Here is a 19,743-nt window from a genome sequence, read left to right on the forward strand (position 1 = left end):
ACAAGTTAGTCTCGACTCTTTTGACTCTCGTTAGCCATTACTTAAAACGTTATTGTTCAATAACGACTCAATAATTTCATTAGAAGTTAACCCAGTAAAGTCAATTGAATCGCCCAAATGTTCGACAACAATAGTCTGATTTACGTTAGCATCCGTGGTGATGTTTAACGACACGGCTTCTGTCGACGCGTCATAATTCGCTGTGATGTGCCCAAGTAGATCATTCATATCGATCATCGGGCTGCTTAAATCAGAAATAACTTCACGCAAGTCTATCGCGTCATCGTTGACAGTAAAGTCAGTAATTGTATCCACTGCCCCTTCATCCACCGAATCAACGGTCCACTTAAAGACATCACTGCCATTTCCACCAGTTAAGATATCCGATCCCAAGCCACCGATGAGCACATCATTACTGTCTCCGCCGACGATAACGTCGTTCCCCTCACTGCCGCTCAAATTGATACCGGTATCACCACCAACAACATAGCTATCATCAGTTGAGGCCGACAGGTCAATATCGTCATTGTCAGCACTAACATCCAAGCTAATCTGTACAGGTACGGACTGCGCTGTATCGCCATTAGATTCCGTTGATACCGCCGTGATAGAAATCGTGTAAGAGCCTGCATCAATTCCGCTATTAGTATCCGCAGCAATGATTTGCAGCGTATCTATTTCATCACTTGGTACCGTCCAAGTTGTTCCATCAAAGCTGATGTTTGATGGAGACACACCACTGGTTACTTGTGCGCTCGCAGGTATGTCAGTGAGCTCCAAAGAAAGCACTTCATCAAGATCGGTCAGAGCAGCCATGATTCCAACTATGGCTAAACCTTGACTGCTTGCGGTTTGACTGACCGCAATTTGTCGAATGTAGTTAAACTGAGGGTTTATGTCTAATGTCGGCGTATCTGCGACAGGAACGACACTAATAGCGAAGTCTTGATTTGCTTCTAATGCAGTACCAGTCGCGTTTTCAAAGTACACCCCATTATCCTCAGCTTTCACTGACAAAGTAATAGAAGTTGCATTAACATCTCCCGCATCGACAAATATGCCTTCAGAAGCGTCTGTCGCACCAAGAACTGCGTTAATGTTGTCAGGCGTCCCCATCAGAATGACTTCACCAGCAATGCCCGCTCCAATCGTAACGCTGCTGCCTACAGGAGGCTCAACACGTACATCACCCTCAGTTACACTCAAAGTAACAGTCATTGACTCGTTTGCCTGCGCGCCGGTAAAGTCGACATCACTCACACTAATACCCGTTATTTTCTGACTATCGGCTTCGTTGATCGTGTCCGTCACCGATGCCACGGTAATCTCTGGTGCATCGTTGATTGCTTCGACACTCAATACTGCCGTACCCGCTATCGTAATTGGGTCAGGGGAACCGTTGGTGGTTCCGTCATCAGTGATCTCATAAGTAAAGTTGACGTCTCCAGAAAAATCGGTGGCTGGCTCAAACGTCCACTCCGTTGCATTTACTTGAGTGAGCACACCAGCGTTGGAATTCACTAACGCGACATTGTCAACGGTCAAGTTATCCGATTCAGGATCTGTGGCGTTACTGAGTAGCTCAGAAGCGGTAATTGTCACAGCCCCACCTTCTTCTTCCACACTGGTTAAGGTTACCTCAGATGTGACTGGTGAATCGTTAACTTCCGTGACTTCAAAGGTTGCACTACCCGGTATCGTTTGAGGATCGGCTGCACCATTCGTCGTACCGTCATCAGTAATATCATAGGTTAGATCAACCGTACCGTTGTAACCCGGCGCAGGTGTAAATGACCATGTGTCAGACACATTATCAAAAGTTATCACACCGCTATTGGTATCAACCAGTTGAACATTACTCACTGATAAATTGTCGTTTTCAATGTCTGTAGTATTTGCCAACAAGTCTGCCTGCGTTAGCTCCACCGCGGCGCTGCCTTCCGCAATATCGGCCAATGTTACTTGCGATGTGGTTGGGGCATCATTGACTTCAGTTACATTGAACACAGCACTACCACTTACTGATTTAGGATCAGGGGCACCATCTGTCGTGCCGTCGTCAGTAATGGTGTAAGTAATTTCGACAGGGCCGTTGTAATCTGGCGCTGGGGTAAACTCCCACTCGCCAGTGCCACTATTAAAGGAAATACTACCCGCATTCGGATCCGTAAGCTGAACATTGCTTATCGTTAAATTATCATTTTCTACGTCTGTGGCATTTGTAATAAGGTCACTTTCAGAAATAGAGAAAATACCACTGTCTTCTTCAATATCCGGCAAAGTGACTGGCGTCGTTTCTGGCGTATCGTTAACTTCTGTGACTTCAATATTAAAGCTACCACTGTTGGTGTTGAGGGTGTCATCAACACCACTAATTACGATGCCCTCATTACCTTGGTCGTCAACGGTGACATCAACTTGAACGTCACCAAAGAAATTGAGATCTGGGTTAAATTCGATCAGTCCGTTTGCGATAGCAGCATTTAAATCACCAACGGTGCCTTTTAACTCAACCGAACCCGTGCCATTACCACTCACTGTTATGTTATTGCTGGCGACGACCGCTGGATTGAGCACCAAGATACCACTATCGACAGTGACATTTAATGCGTATTCAGCGTTCGGATCGTCCAGTGCAGCATCAATGTCATCAATTCTGAAGCCATCAAGAAGCAGCGGGGTATCTTCTGGTGTTTCCAAGTCGACCGTGTTTATGAGCTCCGGACGGTCATTAACCGCTTCCACTTCAACGTTAACATCGAACTCTTGCGGCGTACCTAAACTTTGGCTTCCATCTAAACCCGTATCCACTGCCTGAACTTTAAACCCTAGCGTACCGTTCCAAGTATTATTGTTGCGGTCGCCCGAATTAAACACCACTTTATCAAGATCCTGAGCGTCGATTTCAAGGAGGAATATGCCGCCACCTTGATCAACAAACGCTGTGCCATCCGCAAGTTCAATGCTCGCGCCGTCAGGTACATTTGTAATTTCAACCCGCAGTGTTTCAGGGTCATTTTCTTGATAGTTTGCGCCACTAACAATCGACTCAATGTTATCGAGAACGCGAGCATTTATATTGATATCAATATCTTCTCCTTCGTTCCCTGAAACTAGGCTATCCGGATTCACATCAACATCATCACCGATGGGATTAATGGTAACATTGAAAGTACCAGTGTGCTCTGTTGGTAAATTTAATAGCTCCTCTTGAGTAAATACGGTGATACCCAAATCCACCTCACCGCTGAAGTTCTTCGGTGGTTGAATTTCAATACCACTCAAGTCAATAGACGCCTGATTTGGGTTAGATAACTGAATGGTCCACTCACCATTACCTTTATTGTTGACCGAGAAATCGGGCGAGTTTGAATAAACAAGGAAGTCGTCCGGAACGCCTGTTAACTTTAATGAGACAAATACCTCAGAGCCATCATTATCATTCAGACTGACGGTCAGGCCTGTGCCTGCTTGGTTGAGTGAAATGCGCGTGTCTTCATCACCAATAATTTCAATTGGCTGCATGGGATCGGCGCCACTGATCGTTATCTCATCAACCACTGGTGTAATTTCAAACGATACGTTATCGGTAAAAGTACGTACATCAATATCATCACCAGGATTCACAGGCACCGTTTGGTCTATCGTCGCAGTATCTGTAATCTCACCTTCTACATTAATCTGAACCGTGTTTTGTCCACCACCGACTGGGTAGTTTTCCTTCGGTTTAAATAACACTTCATCCAAAGCGCCCGCGTTGATTTCAGCAGCACTAAACTCAACACTTATACCTAATGAGTTGCCACTAGAATCAACAAACTCGCCCAGTGTGGTATCATCCAACGTCAATTTCACATTGGTGAGTGTTTCTCGCCCTTCCGTTATACTATTGAGATCGTCTGCGAAATCGATACCTAGATTAAGTTGAATCAACCCATCCTCGTAGCCGACACCATCATTAGTTGGAACGTCAATATTCAGGTCATTAACTGGCTGCTTATCCGCATCTAGGCCAAGTGTGCCCGTGATATCTAATGTAATATCTGGCGTCACGTTGTTATCAAGTGGTTGATCGCCAAAAGAGCTAGGAACATCTGCAATAGGCAGTATTTGTATAGGGATAGGTTCAATAGATTCGTTTTCATCACCTGACACGCTATCGGTAATAACAAATTTAACAGGCAGAATAAAGTCACCAGCCCAATCTTGGTCAACGGTTAAACTCAGGCTATCCAAGCCCACAATATTCCCACTACTATCAATAACTGTCTCAAAAACAAATTCCCCATCGACAAAGTCAGTGACTGCACCATTAACCTTTAAGCCTGGAGGAAGGCCGATAGCATTAGGGTTTATCACGATTGACAGAACATCTTCAACATTATCTCCATTGATAGTGCTGAGTTTTGACGAGAGCTGAAAACCCAAATCAATTGTGTTATCTTCATTTGCATTAATTAAGACATCACTGTCTACTTCAATCTCGGCCGCCACACTATCTTCTGGGGCAATATCAGTTGGGAATTCCAGCGTGATATCTGTTCGACGTTGTTCGATATCATCTTTCTCTACCGTATCTTCACCTAAATCATTAACTTCAGCGTAAATTTTCAAACCAATCGATGAGATACCGCTATTATCTCCATCGTCAGAATCATCGTTTGGCGTTAGATCTAACCCCGCAGGAGCACTGATGGAAAAGTTTTCTTCATCCACAATAACCCATCGACCATTGCCTTCATAGGATGCGCCAAAAATAATTAACTGGTCAAGAATGTCCTGTGCTGTATTGCTGAACTGCACCACCAACTGTGTTACAACTTCATCTGAAGAGGCATCAAACTCTTGATATTTAATGATATGAGCACCCGCTTTCCCGCCAGCGGAAGTGTTAATGGTAAAATCAATATGACCTTGCGCATCGGAGCGAACGACATCGGTCGTTGTGCCCCCCGGCTCTTCAACTAGGAGGCGAGTTTGATTGGCAATCGGTCCAGTTAAATCCTCCGCTTCAACAATTGGGTTTACAGTCACGTTCACTGTGCCATTAATAACGGCTGAAACTATCCCCTCACCTGGGTCGCTCGCATCCACGTACTCAGCATCGATTTCTCTGACAATCACCTGAGTACTAAGGCTAAAATCAGTACTCGAATCCTGCTCTAATTGAACTTGGATATAACCATTTTGAGTTACTCGTGCAGAAAAATCTTGTTCTGACTCGCCAGGTGCTGGGGTTAAGGTGATGCTATTGCCAGTGACCGTTTGAGCAACACCACCAACGTAGACGGTACTCCCAGTTGGAAAGCCACTGATGGTCAGTTCGGCATAGAACTCGTCGGCATCAGGACTTTGAGTCAGCGTTGGCTCCCAATCGATGTTGATACGGGTATCTTCATCACCCTCGGAGCTCACAATATAGTTATCTTGAGCATCGATGACAGGTTTAACCTTCACACGAATTTCTCGCTCAACATTACGGGTATGACCATCATCTTCCGTCACTACAATGGTACCTGTAATATGAATATTTTCAGTTGATGAACTTTCAGGGATGATTTCTATCCCTGAGTTGAAATTCAAACCAGTGATGTTTGCTTGGTAGACTGGTTTACCATCACCGTCAACACCAACAAAGACTAAGTCAACACTACTGCCATCTGAATCAACAAGACGAACGCCCTCTGGGATATTTGAAAGCAATACCGTGAGGGATTCAGACCTATCGAGAGGTTTCTCTCTCAATTCGCCTGACACAACGGAGAAATTTAGTAGTACAAAACCATCTTCACGAATTGTCGTTTCAATACCTTTTGTCGTGCCATCATCAAAAACGGACCAAACATTGTTCTGGTTGATTAATACAAGATCAGGAATATCAGCCACGCCTTTTACTGCGACATTCACGGTTCGAGTACCCAGCGAGAGAACATCTTGAGCAGCACCAGAAGACAATGACGCGTTGTCTTTTACGATCCCTTCAACATCAAAGGTAAAATCTTTATTACTGTGCAGAGGTGGTTGCACCTCTACATCGGCTAGATTGGCTTGTGGGATTTCGTAATACAATACGTTGCCACTGCCATCCATTACTGTGTTGATTTGGCTTGGGTTCACACTGTCTAACCACACCAAGGTCACGCCATTTTCAGAAAAGTTTGAAATACGGACAAATAACTCTTCTGAACCATCACCATCAGCAGATGGCGTCATTGTGATTACTTCGCTAAGTTGAAATGGGTCATGATCGGTGACCGGGTCTATCGTGTCTTGAGTTCGAGCGTTATCCTCAAAAATTTTGATGCGACTCACCGAGAAATTGCCTTGGTCAGCAACAGGGTTAACGTCGATAACAATTTCTTCAGTGATAGAACGGGCGGTTTCTTTACTAGTAAGCGGGTTTGTGTTTTCAGCAGTGATCGCTGTTACGTCCAGCTTAATCCTACCGGAGAAATTCTCCGATGGGTCGACCTGAACCTCATTAATTCTGCTCGCGTCTACTAGGTACTTTCCTCCCACCTCGGGAATAAGTGAGCCGTCAGAGTAAACAAGCGTCGCGTTAGCACCACCCTCAGTAAATACAAACTCGTAAGTGATAGCTTCTGGGTTACTGACATCTTGCGTATTCGCTTCAATATCCAGTTGGACGTTGTCGCTGTCTTCATCAATGGCGTAATCGAACACGCTTGTCACGTTCCACGTCGCGATATCTGCGACGGCATCCACTTCAATATCTAAACGGCCATTGATCGTGTGGTCAGGCGTACCATTATTTAGGATCTCTACACGGATACGTGGATCAATACCAGAAGCGTCCGTTGACGAATGACGGTCCGGCACAAAGTACAAGTTCTCCAGTGTGACAAACTCACCACTAAACGACTGTTCTACATTTGAAGCATCAAGAACAACCGAAGTTCCAACTGACGTTAACTCAACATAATTACCGCTGCCATCTTTGTAGTAGAACGTACCGTCATGGCTGCTCGCGTCTCGGATAGTAATATCGCCCAAACTCTCTGCACGATCGATATCATGCAAATTAATCACCAAATCAACTTTCGCAGGAGTAACGTCCAATGTTGAGAGATTATCTTGGGCATTTGCAGAATCAATACCCGCAATCACACCTCCTCGACCTTGATCTTCAAAAGCCAAAACTGTTGAGGTAACAATCTGAGCATTTCGGTCCGAGATTGAGATATCGACATCTGCATCGCTGGTATCGCCGTCACCATCGGTCGCGACGAAGTTAATAGTGAATTCGATAGGCTCCGCTTCAGTATGGTCAAGGTCATCGTTCGGTCGGAAATTCACTCGGCCATCAGTACGAACGATTAAGCGACCAATCTCAGTATCAACCCCATCTAGCACTTTACGTACAAAGACGACTTGATTATTGCCATTCATGTCGATCGTTCCGTAATCCACCCCGTTCTGTTTGAAGTAAATGCCAGAATTATCTGCAGTGAATGAGGTGATCTCTGCGCCATCAGCACCATAGTTTCGATCCCCTTCAACTGGGTCCGTAAATAATCGTACTGTTTGACTACCTAGCCCTTCCACGCGTGAGATTGATGCATCGTAAATGGTTGGAACATCATCAGTAATAGAAACAGGTAAGTTGATCCCAGCGGTATCGCCATCAACGTCAGTGGCAAATACAGGAAGGTTTAGAACTAAGTCATCTTCCCCTTGTACAGGGTGGTCTAACACTTCTTCCAGGGTAAATTTATATGAACCGTCAGCGTTAAGCTCCAAGGTAAATACTGCATTTCCATCTGGAGTCTGGCCTTGGTAGGTATAGTTATTACTGCTGACCGCGATTTGCACAATCGTAACCACTGAACCTGCGGAAGTGACCCCTGAAATAGGATTTGAGGTCAGATCAAGTTGGTAAGAAACAACGGTATCTGCCCCCTCAACAGTATTAAAGTTACCTGACGCTTCTAGGCTGTCTTTGTTAACAAACTGGGAGCCATCAGCCAGGTCATCCTCGTCTAGCGCGAGCGAATCTGCTGATGTTATCTCCGGTATGTCGTCCACGATTGTGATTGGTAGCGTTAATGCTGGAGAAGTATCACCATCGAAGTCTGTTACCGTGATTGGTATATCAATGACAAGGTTGTTTTCACCCTGAGCAAGATCATGGTCAACCGGTCCTAATAACTCAAATTGGTAACTGTCATTGTTAGCATCCAACACTAAAGTGAAGATTTGGCTTGAAGTGCTCGAGACCACCGCTTCGTAACTGGTGACACCACCGACCGAACTCAGCAAATTAAACTCAATGTCTTGGCCGTTAGATTTTAGCCCCGATACAACAGCATCAAGGTCTGATACCTGATAGCTAGCAACACCATCCGCACCATCAACGACCTCAAAACCGCCTATCAGTAGGGTTGAATCGCTACTTGCCGAGTCTGAACCTCCAGCAAGATCATCTTCATCAACCGTTTGTTGGCTAGTATCTGTCACTTTCACAATCGTAGGGACATCATCTATAACAGTGATCGGTAGCGTTATGTTGTTTGACACATCATTATCAAAGTCGGTCGCATTGACCGGGAAGTTGATAACTAACGAGTTTTCGTCATTGCCTGCTGGATGATCAAGTGCCCCCAATAATTCGAATTCATAGCTGTCTGCTGAGCTATTCAACGTCAATTTAAAGATGGTATCCGTCGTGCCTTGAACATAAGCGCGGTACTCAATCACACCATTGTTATTAGAGAACTCAACCAAATCGAGATCAATACCACCAGAAGTAAGCCCCGAGACGGGTGAAGTTAAACTATCCAATTGGAGGCTTACAATAGAGTCTGCACCATCAGTAACATCAAAGTTACCACTAATAACATTAGATTCTGGCGTATCGTCCGATCCTAGGCTTGGAATGTCATCCTCATCCACCGACAAAGTACTGCCCGGACGAATATTATCGATGCTTGGCTTGTCATCGATAATGGTCACTGGCAGCGTCGCAGTGATGACATCTTTATCACCATCCGTCACCTTCACTGGGAGATTGAGCAAAATTTCATCAGAGTTAACGGCATGATCTAACTGGCCGGAAAGCTCAAAGTCATACTTGCCATCTTGATATAACGTCAAAGTAAAGACGGTAACGCCACCTGTGGTTTGCCCGATATAGACAAGTGCGTTCGCAGTTGAAGCGCTAGCATCTTGTGAAAGCGTAACGTCTTCCCCCGCTGATTTGAGGTTAGGGATAGGATTCGAACTTAGATCCAATTCGAACAAATCAATACCATCCGCGCTAGTTACCTCAAATTCTCCGGAAACGGTTAGCGATTCCTTACTGTCATCAGAACCAAGCGGTAAGTCATCTTCTGCGACTTGTAGGCTGTCAATGTTGGTGACGACAGGAACATCATCCACAACCGTGATTGGTAGCGTAAAGGCTGGCGAAGTGTCACCATCATTATCGGTCGCCGTCACAGCAAGGTTAATCACAATCTCGTTTTGTTGATTACCGTCTGGGTGATCAAGTGGCTTTTGCAAATCGAATTCATATGAGTTGTTCAATGCATCTAAGGTCACTTCAAAGACCACTTCAGCAGGATTCCCCGCCACAGCTTGGTATACATTCACACCATTTGTACTCGACGACAATACTAAGGTGATCGTTTCACCATCAGACGTCAATGAAGCAACAGGAGTGATTAGATCACTGAGCTGAATGGAGGCAACTTGATCGGCCCCTTCTGTGATGTCAAAGGAACCTGAAATAACGGTGTCTTCAAGACTTGCAGAGTCAGTACCAACTGGAAGATCATCTTCATCTACCGTTTGTTCGCTTCCCGCTTCCACACCATTAATGGTTGGAACATCATCAACAACCGTAATTGGCAAAGTGAGGTTATTTGAGACATCTCCGTCAAAATCGATGGCGTTGATCGATAAGTTGATCACAAGTTCGTTCTGTCCATTACCATCAAGGTGATCTAACGGACCAAGCAAATCAAACGTATAACTGTCATCAGATGCATCGAGTGTCAATCGGAAAACCGCTGTACTGGTACCATCGATACGCGCCTCATAAACTGAAACACCCCCCGTATTCGACACTTCAACCATCACCAGTGATACTCCCCCAGAGGTCAGACCTTGTACTGGTGTTGAAAGATCCACAAGGCCGTACTCCACAATGCCGTCAGAGCCATCTGTTGCGATGAAGTTCCCTGCAATGCTGTTCGATTGCGAGCCATCGGAGCCGATAGTCGGAATATCATCTTCATCAACCGTCTGTGCACTAGCCGCTTCAATACCATCGAGCGTCGGTTTGTCATCAACAATTTTGACCGCAATCGTCTCAGAAGCGGTGTCTCCATCAAAATCGGTCGCAATAATTGGGAATAGCAGTGTGAGCTCGTCGCTATCAAGGGCATGATCGACAGGGCCCTCTAGCGTGAAATTATAACTGCCGTCTTTTTTCAACGTTAACGTGAAGACCGCTTCAGTGCCCGCGGTTGCTTTATAGGTAAAGCTACCGTCAGGGTTTGCTGTTTCGTTTAACGTAACATCGAGGCCTTGAGATTTCAGGCCATCCACTGGTGTTGCTGTACTGCCTAACTGATAACTCACTACTCGGTCAGCACCTTGGATAGTAGTGACATTGCCATCAATTGATATCGAACCAATTTGATCAGAGCCAATAACTGCTAAGTCATCTTCATCAACGATGATATCATCGACGCTAATAATCTCTGGCTTATCATCAACAATTTTGACTTGGAGCGTTTCTGTAGCGGTGTCACCATCAAAGTCCGTTGCAATGATTGGAAAGTTCAGTGTGAGCTCATCGCTATTTAAGGCATGATCAACTGGGCCCTCTAGTTTGAAGTTATAGCTGCCATCTTTTCTTACCGTTAACGTGAAGACAGCTTCAGTCCCAGCTGTTGCTTTGTAGGTAAAGCTACCGTCGGGGTTTACTGTTTCATTCAGATCAACGCTCACACCATGAGATTTCAGGCCGTTCACTGGAGTTGCAGAACTATCTAACTGGTAGCTTACGACTCGGTCAGCCCCTTGAGTGGTAGTGAAGTTACCATCCATTGATATTGAGCCAATTTGGTCGGAACCAATCGCCGCTAAATCATCTTCATCAACGGTAATCGAATCGGCGTTCATAATTATCGGCTTATCATCAACGATTGTCACAGGGATAATGCCTGTGGCGGTGTCACCATCAAAATCCGTGGCAATGATTGGGAAATTCAGTATGAACTCATCACTATCAACAGCATGATCGATAGGGCCTTCTAGCATAAAGTTATAGCTGCCGTCTTTTTTCACCGTTAACGTAAAGACCGCTTCAGTTCCAGCTGTTGCTTTGTAGGTAAAGCTGCCGTCAGGGTTTGCTGTTTCATTCAGGTCAACATCTACACCATGAGATTTCAGACCGATCACCGGTGTCGCAGAAGCGTCTAGCTGGTAGCTTACGACTCGGTCAGCCCCTTGAGTGGTCGTAAAGTTGCCATCTATTGATGTAGAGCCAGTTTGGTCGGAGCCAATCGTCGCTAGATCATCTTCCTCCACCCTGAGCGGGACAACAGTCGCTATGGTCGGCTCATCATCGGTAATCGTGACTGGGATGATCGCTGTTGTCATATCACCATCAAAGTCAGTCGCGACAATTGGGAAGCTGAGTACCAATTCATCGCTGTTTAGTGCATGGTCAACAGGCCCTTCCAAAAGGAAATTATACGTGCCATCAGCATTCAAATTCATCGTGAAGACAGGATTGCCATTAGCGGTAGCAATGTAAGTAAAGCTACCATCAACATTTGCGGTCTCTGCCATAGTGACCAGCTCACCTTGGGACCTTAAACTTGCGACAGGATCAGGGGCGGAATCAAGTTGATAGCTCACCACACGATCTGATCCTGGAGATGTAGTGAATGCACCTTCAACAAAAACAGCATCACTTTGGTCTGAACCAATGACTGACAAATCATCTTCATCCACAGCCAAAGGTTCGACAACATCAATGATTGGTACATCATCCGTGATCGTTACTGGAATGCTTGCCCTTGTGGTATCACCATCAAAGTCAGTCGCAATAATTGGGAAATTAATGGTCAGGCTATCGCTGTTGGCCGCATGATCAAGCGGACCTTGCAGGGTAAAGTTGTAGGTACCATCTGTCGCTACATTTAGGGTAAAGACAGAATCACCGTCTGCTGTCGCCACGTAAGTAAAACTGCCATCACCATTGGCGATTTCGTTCAGGGTAATCTCCTTACCCTGAGAAGTCAGACCCGCAACAGGAGTGGAAGTTTGATCAAGCTGATAACTGACCACGCGGTCAGACCCTTGTGTTATGGTAAAAGCACCTTCATCAAATAAGACGCCACCTGAGCCTGTTCCTCCAAGACCATCCTCATCAACACTTAACCCATCAACTGCCGTGATCGTCGGTACATCATCAGCAATAGTGACCGGAATAATTGCGGTCACAGTATCACCATCAAAGTCCGTCACTGTAATTGGGAAGTTAAGCGTAAGTTCATCGCTATCGATGGCGTGATCGATTGGGCCCTCGAGGGTGAAATTATAAGCGCCATCGATACCCACAGTGAACGTGAATACTGGATTACCATTCGCGGTTGCTTTGTAAGTAAAGCTACCATCGCCATTTGCCGTCTCAACCAGAGTTACAGCTTCTCCTTGAGATTTCAAACCGTCAACTGGTGTGGCAGATGTATCCAACTGATAACTGACGACTCCATCAGAGCCTGGTGTCGTGCTAATATTGCCGCTGGCAGTAATGGGATCTCTTTGATCTGAACCAATCAAGACTAAATCATCTTCATCAACATTAATAGCATCAACGTCGGTAACCTCTGGCTTATCATCCACGATCTTCACTGGAATCATGGAGCGAGTGGTATCACCATCAAAATCTGTCGCGATAATTGGGAAGTTCAGTATGAGCTCATCGCTATCAACAGCATGATCGACAGGGCCTTCTAGTTTGAAGTTATAACTACCGTCTTTTTTCACCGTTAACGTAAAGACCGCTTCAGTGCCAGCCGTTGCTTTGTAGGTAAAGGTGCCGTCGGGGTTTACTGTTTCACTCAGGTCAACGCGCACACCATGGGATGTCAGACCGTTCACCGGAGTTGCAGAAGTATCTAACTGATAGCTTACGACTCGGTCAGCCCCTTGAGTGGTAGTGAAGTTACCATCCATTGATATTGAGCCAGTTTGGTCGGAACCAATCGTCGCCAAATCATCTTCATCAACAGTAATCTCATCGGCGTTAATAATTATTGGTTTATCATCAACGATTACCACAGGAATCATGCCTGTGGTGGTGTCACCATCAAAATCCGTGGCAATGATTGGGAAATTCAGCGTGAGCTCATCACTATCAACAGCATGGTCAACAGGGCCTTCTAGCGTGAAGTTATAACTGCCGTCTGTTTTTACCGTTAACGTAAAGACGGTTTCAGTACCAGCGGTTGCTTTGTAAGTGAAGCTGCCGTCAGTGTTTGCTGTTTCATTTAACGTAACCGCCACACCTTGCGATCTCAAGCCATCCACAGGCGTTGCAGAAGCGTCTAACTGATAACTCACTATTCGATCAGAGCCCTGAATGGCAGTAAAGTTGCCATCCATTGATATTGGACCTCTTTGATCCGAGCCAATGGTTGCCAAATCATCCTCATCGACACGGATAGCAGTCGCTTCAGTGATTGTCGGCTTATCATCAATGATAGTGACCGGTAGCGTGGCGAATGCTTTATCACCATCGAAATCTGTTGCGATTATTGGAAAATCGATCTGTAGACTATCACTATCAACTGCATGGTCTAGTGGCCCCTGCAAAGTGAACGTGTAGGTACCATCAACCCTCATCACCAACTCGAAAACCGCTTTACCGTCTGCCGTTGCGGCGTAAGTGAAGCTACCGTCACTATTTGCCATTTCATTAAGCACGACTGGTGCACCTTGAGAAGTTATCCCTGCGACTGGATCCGCCGTAATATCGACCTGGTATTTAACAACGCCATCAGAGCCTTCTGTTGTCGTAAAGGAACCCGACACAAAAGCATCATCGTTTTGCTCCGAGCCAATATTTAATACATCATCTTCATCGACGACTAACGCTCCCACGCCATCAATAGTAGGAACATCATCTTGAACTTGAATAATAATTTGTGCAGCTTCTGGTATATTCGAGCCATCAGTCAGTGATGAACGATCACCATCGGCATCAACGGCGTAAACTGGCAAAGAAAATGAAAGAGAAGCTTCATTCACACCAGTATGATCAAGCTGTTCATACAAGCTGAATTGGTATTCACCCAATACGGGGACATCGATCGATACATCAAATACGGTAATACGCACACCTTCAAGCTCGATAAACCCCTCGTACGTTCGAATACCGTTGGTCTCAGATGCAAACTCTAACTGGACAACCTGCCCTTGAGAACGAAGTTCACCGCCAAGGTTAAACTCAGCAGGCTCCAGTTCGTAATGGTCAAGTATGTCACTGCCGACTGATGTCGTGATCGATCCTGTCCCAGTTGTTATCACTAAACCTTCTTGCGAACCTTGCTCAACCCCTGCTTCATCGATAAATAACTCTGTCACATTTTCAATGACAGGATTACCGCCATCGACTATGGCTATATTAAAGATATTGCTTGTCGTATCTTGGTCGTAATCAACAATGGTCGTTGGTAAGGATAACTCAACCTTATCTTGGCTATTTGTTTGCTCTAATGGCTTAAATTGCTCAAATTGGTAAGTGCCATCAACATTAAGACTAATGGTTAAGACGGTTTCGTTGGACCCTGCAATTGATAACGTGATGGTGCTTCCATCGTCAGAAAGGAACGCTTTCGTCGCTTGATTATCACTGAGTAGGCCGTTAAATTGACTCAGTCCCTCTGGTTTGAAAGTGACGTTTGCCAATTGATCACTGCCAATGTCCACGAAGGTGCCGATGATAGCTGCAGACGAAGACTCAACGTTTTCGAAAGTAGCAACTTTAGGTGATGGGTCGTCGCCGTCAACTACGGTTGTCGTAAAATTGATAGGCGCTTCAATGCTGTTACCACCAGTGTCTGAACCCGCTATATCAAAGGCGATATTGATTTGATCACCAAGGATAGAAACTTGACCAGAAGAAACAGAGGCAACGTGGTCAATGCCTTGGCTAATTGTTGTAATCACCTCAAGTTCGATATCGCGGCCTAAAGCTTTCGCTTCGATCTCGATGCGAAGCACTTCATTGCCAGCTTGAGAGCCGATGATTGCGTTTTGCGTTTCATCATATGAGAAAACAACAGGTTTACCGCCAGAAGTGATGTCGCTGTTGAGTTCAATTAGCAGAGACGCTAATGAAGAAGATTCAGGGACAAAAGAGTCAGCCTGAAGAGCCAAATCACCAGCTTCGACGAGCAGACTAGAAGAGATTGTTTGTGGGTAGCTTGAGAGTGAAATTGAGCCTTCAACCACCAGCGAAGAGAAGGATTGCCCACCAGCGGTAAAAAGCGTGGAATTGAAGTCTTCAGAATCCTCTTCAGTGACGGTGTTAGCTGTAGGTGCTGAGGTTTCAAAGAACGTCGAAGCTAACAGTTCGGGGTTATTATACTCAATAGTAACAAAGCCCGCATTAGCAGAGCCAGAACCACCGCCACCAGCTGGACCAGCTGCCGTCGCTTCTAATATAGCTGTGGGGTCAGCGCCTTCCAAAATAGCCTGCTGAATCGCCGCTACGTCTTCTGCTCCGAATTCAGCGCCTTCCGCCACTGTTGGATCGACATTTATCTGTCCATCAATCGGCGCTTTAACGACGGCATTCGTTTGTTGCTCTAATGATGCCGCTGGTATACAGGCCACACAATTCTCGTCGACGAGGTAAAGTGACCCATTCGCGACCACTTCAATAGACGCGCCATTTTCTGTGATAATAACATCACCAGGGACTAACACATCTCCAATGTTTATCTCACTGACCTTCCCTTGAATATTCAGTAAGTAAACATTCCCTTTAACAGCATCTACTGTTACTTCCTGCGGTACAGTTTGTGTACTCATCTGACCCCCGCTGATGGCTAACGTATTCCGTTACGGCCATTGTCAATTGTTTGCATTTATCGAAACGTGACTCACACGTTCACACTAAAAATATTTAACTAACAATTAAGCCAATAAACAATCATTTTTTACCATTAATCAAACTCATGAAACATAAATACCAACAAATACCAGGTGCACAACACCTAAGATTAACGTTTGTCTGTTAATATTATGAAACAAACCACTTATCGTTTAAGTTTAGTTGTAGTTTGGTGAAAGGAGAAGTTAGTTAGATACCCGAATAGGTGACAAGCAAACCGCCAGTACCAATCAGCAATGGTAAAAATGCAAACAAAACATCATAAACAGATGAATATTTGGCCAGTCGAATAAGTACAGGGGAAGTAAAGAACATAACAATAAGATACTGGACAACGTAGGAAGAGGGGACAAAAATCAACATAAGTACGTGTGTTAGGGTGTGAACCCCAATGCCCAGTGAATTCGGTTTTGTACGCATTACAAGGGCAAATGAAAAAATAAAACTGGCAGCAATAGGCATACACAACACTCAAATAGTAATAATTATCATTTTCAATTCTATGTTATTGCTTACCCTCCTTCAACTTTGTTTTATCTATTAGTCTCATTTCATTCACACCAATAAAGATAATTAGTAAAACTATCAATAATTTCACTTCCTAAACGTTTGCGTAATCGCTAACCTTCTCTTAACCTCTATATGAGGCTTTCATCACGGTTTTTCCATTGCTATAGTTCCCCATTAGAACGAAGAAACCATTAGAGGCATGAAGCTTCCTCATTAATCCTAAGATGAGAATAAGTGGTACCAGAAAATTCGGCAGATTTAAGAGGATCAAATAATGGAAATGAATATGGTTGAGATTCTTGGCTACGCGGCTTCGATCATGGTTGCAATCTCTTTAACTATGAAAGATATCGTTAAGCTTCGTATCCTTAACTTCATAGGCTGTGCGCTGTTCACGGCTTACGGCCTTATGATTGATTCCTGGCCTGTGGTACTAACGAACGGGTTTATTGCATGTGTTAACGTGTACTTCCTAGCGAAAATGCAGCAGGAAAAAAAAAGACTAGCACCTGAAAAAGCTTAGTAAGAACAACGTTGAATTGCCCGTATGCCCAATGCTTACGGGCTTTTTTGTTTGATAAACGCTAAAAAGCCCTTGCTCGACAACTTGAAAACCGCGCTAAACCCATTTTGAAGACAGGTACTTGACGTTATAATTTCGAGAAGGCTTTCCGAGAAATTTAGAGGTCATCATGAACATTGGTATGGTTGCGAAACTCACTGGGCTGTCTGCTAAATCGATTCGTATGTACGAAGACAAAGGCATCATCTCCGCACCTGCTCGTAGTGATTCAGGCTATCGCGAATATTCCAGCAAACACGTCCAAGAATTAAACCTTGTGTTCCGGGCAAAGAATGCAGGTTTCTCACTTCAAGAATGTAAAGAGTTTGTGCAACTAGCACATAACCCAACCCGAAAGAGTAGCGAAGTCAAAGCCCGAACCATGGATAAGCTTCATGAAGTTGAGCAAAAAATTGCACACTTGGTGGAGATGAAGAAGCAGTTGGAGAGTTGGGTTTCCTCATGCCCTGGCGATGCGAAGAGCCGTTGCCCAATAATAGACGAGCTCACTAAGTAGTTTAGGCCTACATTAAAAAAGTCCCCCTAGTGGTAAGTACACATGCGCTTGCCATTAAGCTCAATAATATTGAAAGGCGTTTCGTAGATGTCCTCTAACGTAGAGGCTCGAATCACCTCTTCCACCTTGCCACTAGCCACCACCTTTCCTCTCTTCAAGGCTAGGATCTCATCGGAATAACAAGCTGCAAAGTTAATATCATGAATCACCAACACTACGGCTTTATTCATGTCGTGTGCAAGGCTTTGAACAACTCTCATGATCTGTAGCGAATGCTTAATATCAAGATTATTTAGAGGTTCATCGAGAAAAACATAATCTGTGTCTTGGGCAATAACCATTGCAATAAACGCTAACTGTCGTTGACCACCACTCAATTCATCTAAGAACTTATCTTGGATGTCTTTCAGAGCTAAATAGTCAATAGCTTGCTCTATGATCACATGATCGTCTTTGGAAAGATTACCATTCGAATAAGGAAATCGCCCAAATGAAACAAGCTCCCTTACCGTGAAACGCATTGTAACCGTATTTGCCTGACGCAATACTGCCAGCTTTTTCGCGAGCTCTTTAGTATCCCATTCTGCCAACTCTTTACAGTCAATTATGACACTGCCACCATCTCGCTCAGTCAAGCGCGATGCCATCGAAAGTAAGGTGCTCTTACCCGCGCCGTTAGGACCAATGATTGAAGTCACTTTTCCTTTTTTAAATTGAGTATCAGCCTCATCAACTACTTTATTGGGACCAAATGCTTTGGTTAGTTTATCTATAATAATCATCTATATATGACTTCGTTTTTTAACAGTAAATACCAGAAGTAAGTGCCATGAGAGGGTCGATACCAAAACCATCCAGGGTCTCAGTGAGCTAATGATGCTAACAATGGCACGTTTTAGGGATTGTTTGCCTCTGTCTTTCCCATGTAGCGATCAATCTTAATACCAGTGTAAAGGCACAAGTGATTAGAGTAGAAAAATGATAGCGCAGTGACGACTTTTTATCACTTAGAGCCAGAATGAGACCCATTATCATAAGCATTCGCAATATATCCTTACTTACACGGGGATTCAACCAATTATTAAACTCTTTCACATGTGCCAAAAATCTAAATTAGTATATTAAATCAACAAATTAAACCTTAATTAAATTAAAGCTAAAGCGGTATAAACAAGGTTTTCATTCTAACATTTATTACCTTAGCAAAGGTCCATAAACAGAACTTTCGGAACTTATTCGTAAGCATTAAGAAACGTTCTTAGTGCTGATTCATCAACAATGTCAAGCCCCTGCTCGCCTTTTCTGATCAAACCTTTATCCACTAAATCTTTCACTGCACGCCGATAAACGCGCCCTGTCGTACCAAACCTCTCAGCCTCTTGGTTTACTTTTTCAAAACCTCCTAAAAAGTTGTTGGCTTGCTTTTGTATCAGTAAATCATAGGCAATATTGTATACAATGGGGTGTAACAGCCGATTGGTGTAGATTTCCATCGAATCTTGGTAATCCTCTGCTAACGCAGAAGCAAAGAAAAACATCATACCGGGCTTTTTGTGGAGAACCTCCGCCAATTTTTGAATACAAATGATATCCACTTGCAAGTGTTCATCTGCAATCACACTCCATTGGCAAGGCGTCTGAGTAAAGAACTCCATTTCACCATAGATATGATAATCACTATTAACTTCACCCAGCTGAAAACGGCGTCCGTTAGTCGCAACGACATTCATAGAGACTCGACCGATAGGCACAACGTACAAATATTGAAGCTGCTCACCTTGGTTAAGGATCGCATCTCCAGCATTAAAATAGCGACTGCCGATTTGGCATTGATAGATAAGATCACGAAACTCGAAGCTTTTCTGGTCAAGAAAGTCTTTGAAACGTCCAGTATGGTTAGAGCTAATTTTCACGTAAGTTTCTCTTTAATAATAACAACTTCCAATAGATTGTACTTGTTCGACTCATCTGTTCACAGCCAATAAAAAAGCGACA

The 19,743-nt window shown here is 44.4% G+C and carries 6 protein-coding genes; 2 read left to right on the plus strand and 4 right to left on the minus strand.

Annotation, left to right across the window (positions count from 1 at the left end; translation table 11 throughout):
* Positions 1 to 30: 30 nt before the first annotated feature.
* On the minus strand, positions 31 to 16,077 hold the full coding sequence (locus AND4_RS07355; protein ID WP_009842314.1) for a retention module-containing protein: 16,047 nt from the start codon (positions 16,075 to 16,077) through the stop codon (positions 31 to 33).
* Positions 16,078 to 16,348: 271 nt separating this feature from the next.
* Positions 16,349 to 16,621, minus strand: a complete 273-nt coding sequence (locus tag AND4_RS07360; RefSeq protein WP_043991536.1) for a hypothetical protein — start codon at positions 16,619 to 16,621, stop codon at positions 16,349 to 16,351.
* 322 nt (positions 16,622 to 16,943) lie between these two features.
* On the opposite strand from AND4_RS07360, the gene AND4_RS07365 reads away from it, so the two are divergent.
* Complete coding sequence (locus AND4_RS07365; RefSeq protein WP_009842315.1) at positions 16,944 to 17,192, plus strand: YgjV family protein; 249 nt, start codon at positions 16,944 to 16,946, stop codon at positions 17,190 to 17,192.
* 169 nt (positions 17,193 to 17,361) lie between these two features.
* The gene (gene cueR / locus AND4_RS07370) at positions 17,362 to 17,748 is read left to right on the plus strand and encodes a Cu(I)-responsive transcriptional regulator (protein WP_009842316.1); all 387 of its coding nucleotides are present in this window, start codon (positions 17,362 to 17,364) and stop codon (positions 17,746 to 17,748) included.
* Between the two features lie 26 nt (positions 17,749 to 17,774).
* On the opposite strand, the gene vctC is transcribed toward cueR, so the two are convergent.
* Entirely contained in the window at positions 17,775 to 18,530 is a 756-nt protein-coding gene (vctC, locus tag AND4_RS07375; RefSeq protein ID WP_009842317.1) for an iron chelate ABC transporter ATP-binding protein VctC, read from the minus strand.
* A 450-nt stretch (positions 18,531 to 18,980) separates the two neighbouring features.
* Entirely contained in the window at positions 18,981 to 19,661 is a 681-nt protein-coding gene (locus AND4_RS07380) for a Crp/Fnr family transcriptional regulator (RefSeq protein WP_009842318.1), read from the minus strand.
* Positions 19,662 to 19,743: the final 82 nt, after the last annotated feature.

This window comes from Vibrio sp. AND4, assembly GCF_000171815.1.
Lineage (GTDB): Bacteria > Pseudomonadota > Gammaproteobacteria > Enterobacterales > Vibrionaceae > Vibrio.

Coding starts and splice junctions, on each gene's coding strand:
- AND4_RS07355 (WP_009842314.1), bottom strand. CDS start 16,077: ATGAGTACACAAACTGTACCGCAGGAAGTAACAGTAGATGCTGTTAAA.
- AND4_RS07360 (WP_043991536.1), bottom strand. CDS start 16,621: ATGCCTATTGCTGCCAGTTTTATTTTTTCATTTGCCCTTGTAATGCGT.
- AND4_RS07365 (WP_009842315.1), top strand. CDS start 16,944: ATGGAAATGAATATGGTTGAGATTCTTGGCTACGCGGCTTCGATCATG.
- cueR (WP_009842316.1), top strand. CDS start 17,362: ATGAACATTGGTATGGTTGCGAAACTCACTGGGCTGTCTGCTAAATCG.
- vctC (WP_009842317.1), bottom strand. CDS start 18,530: ATGATTATTATAGATAAACTAACCAAAGCATTTGGTCCCAATAAAGTA.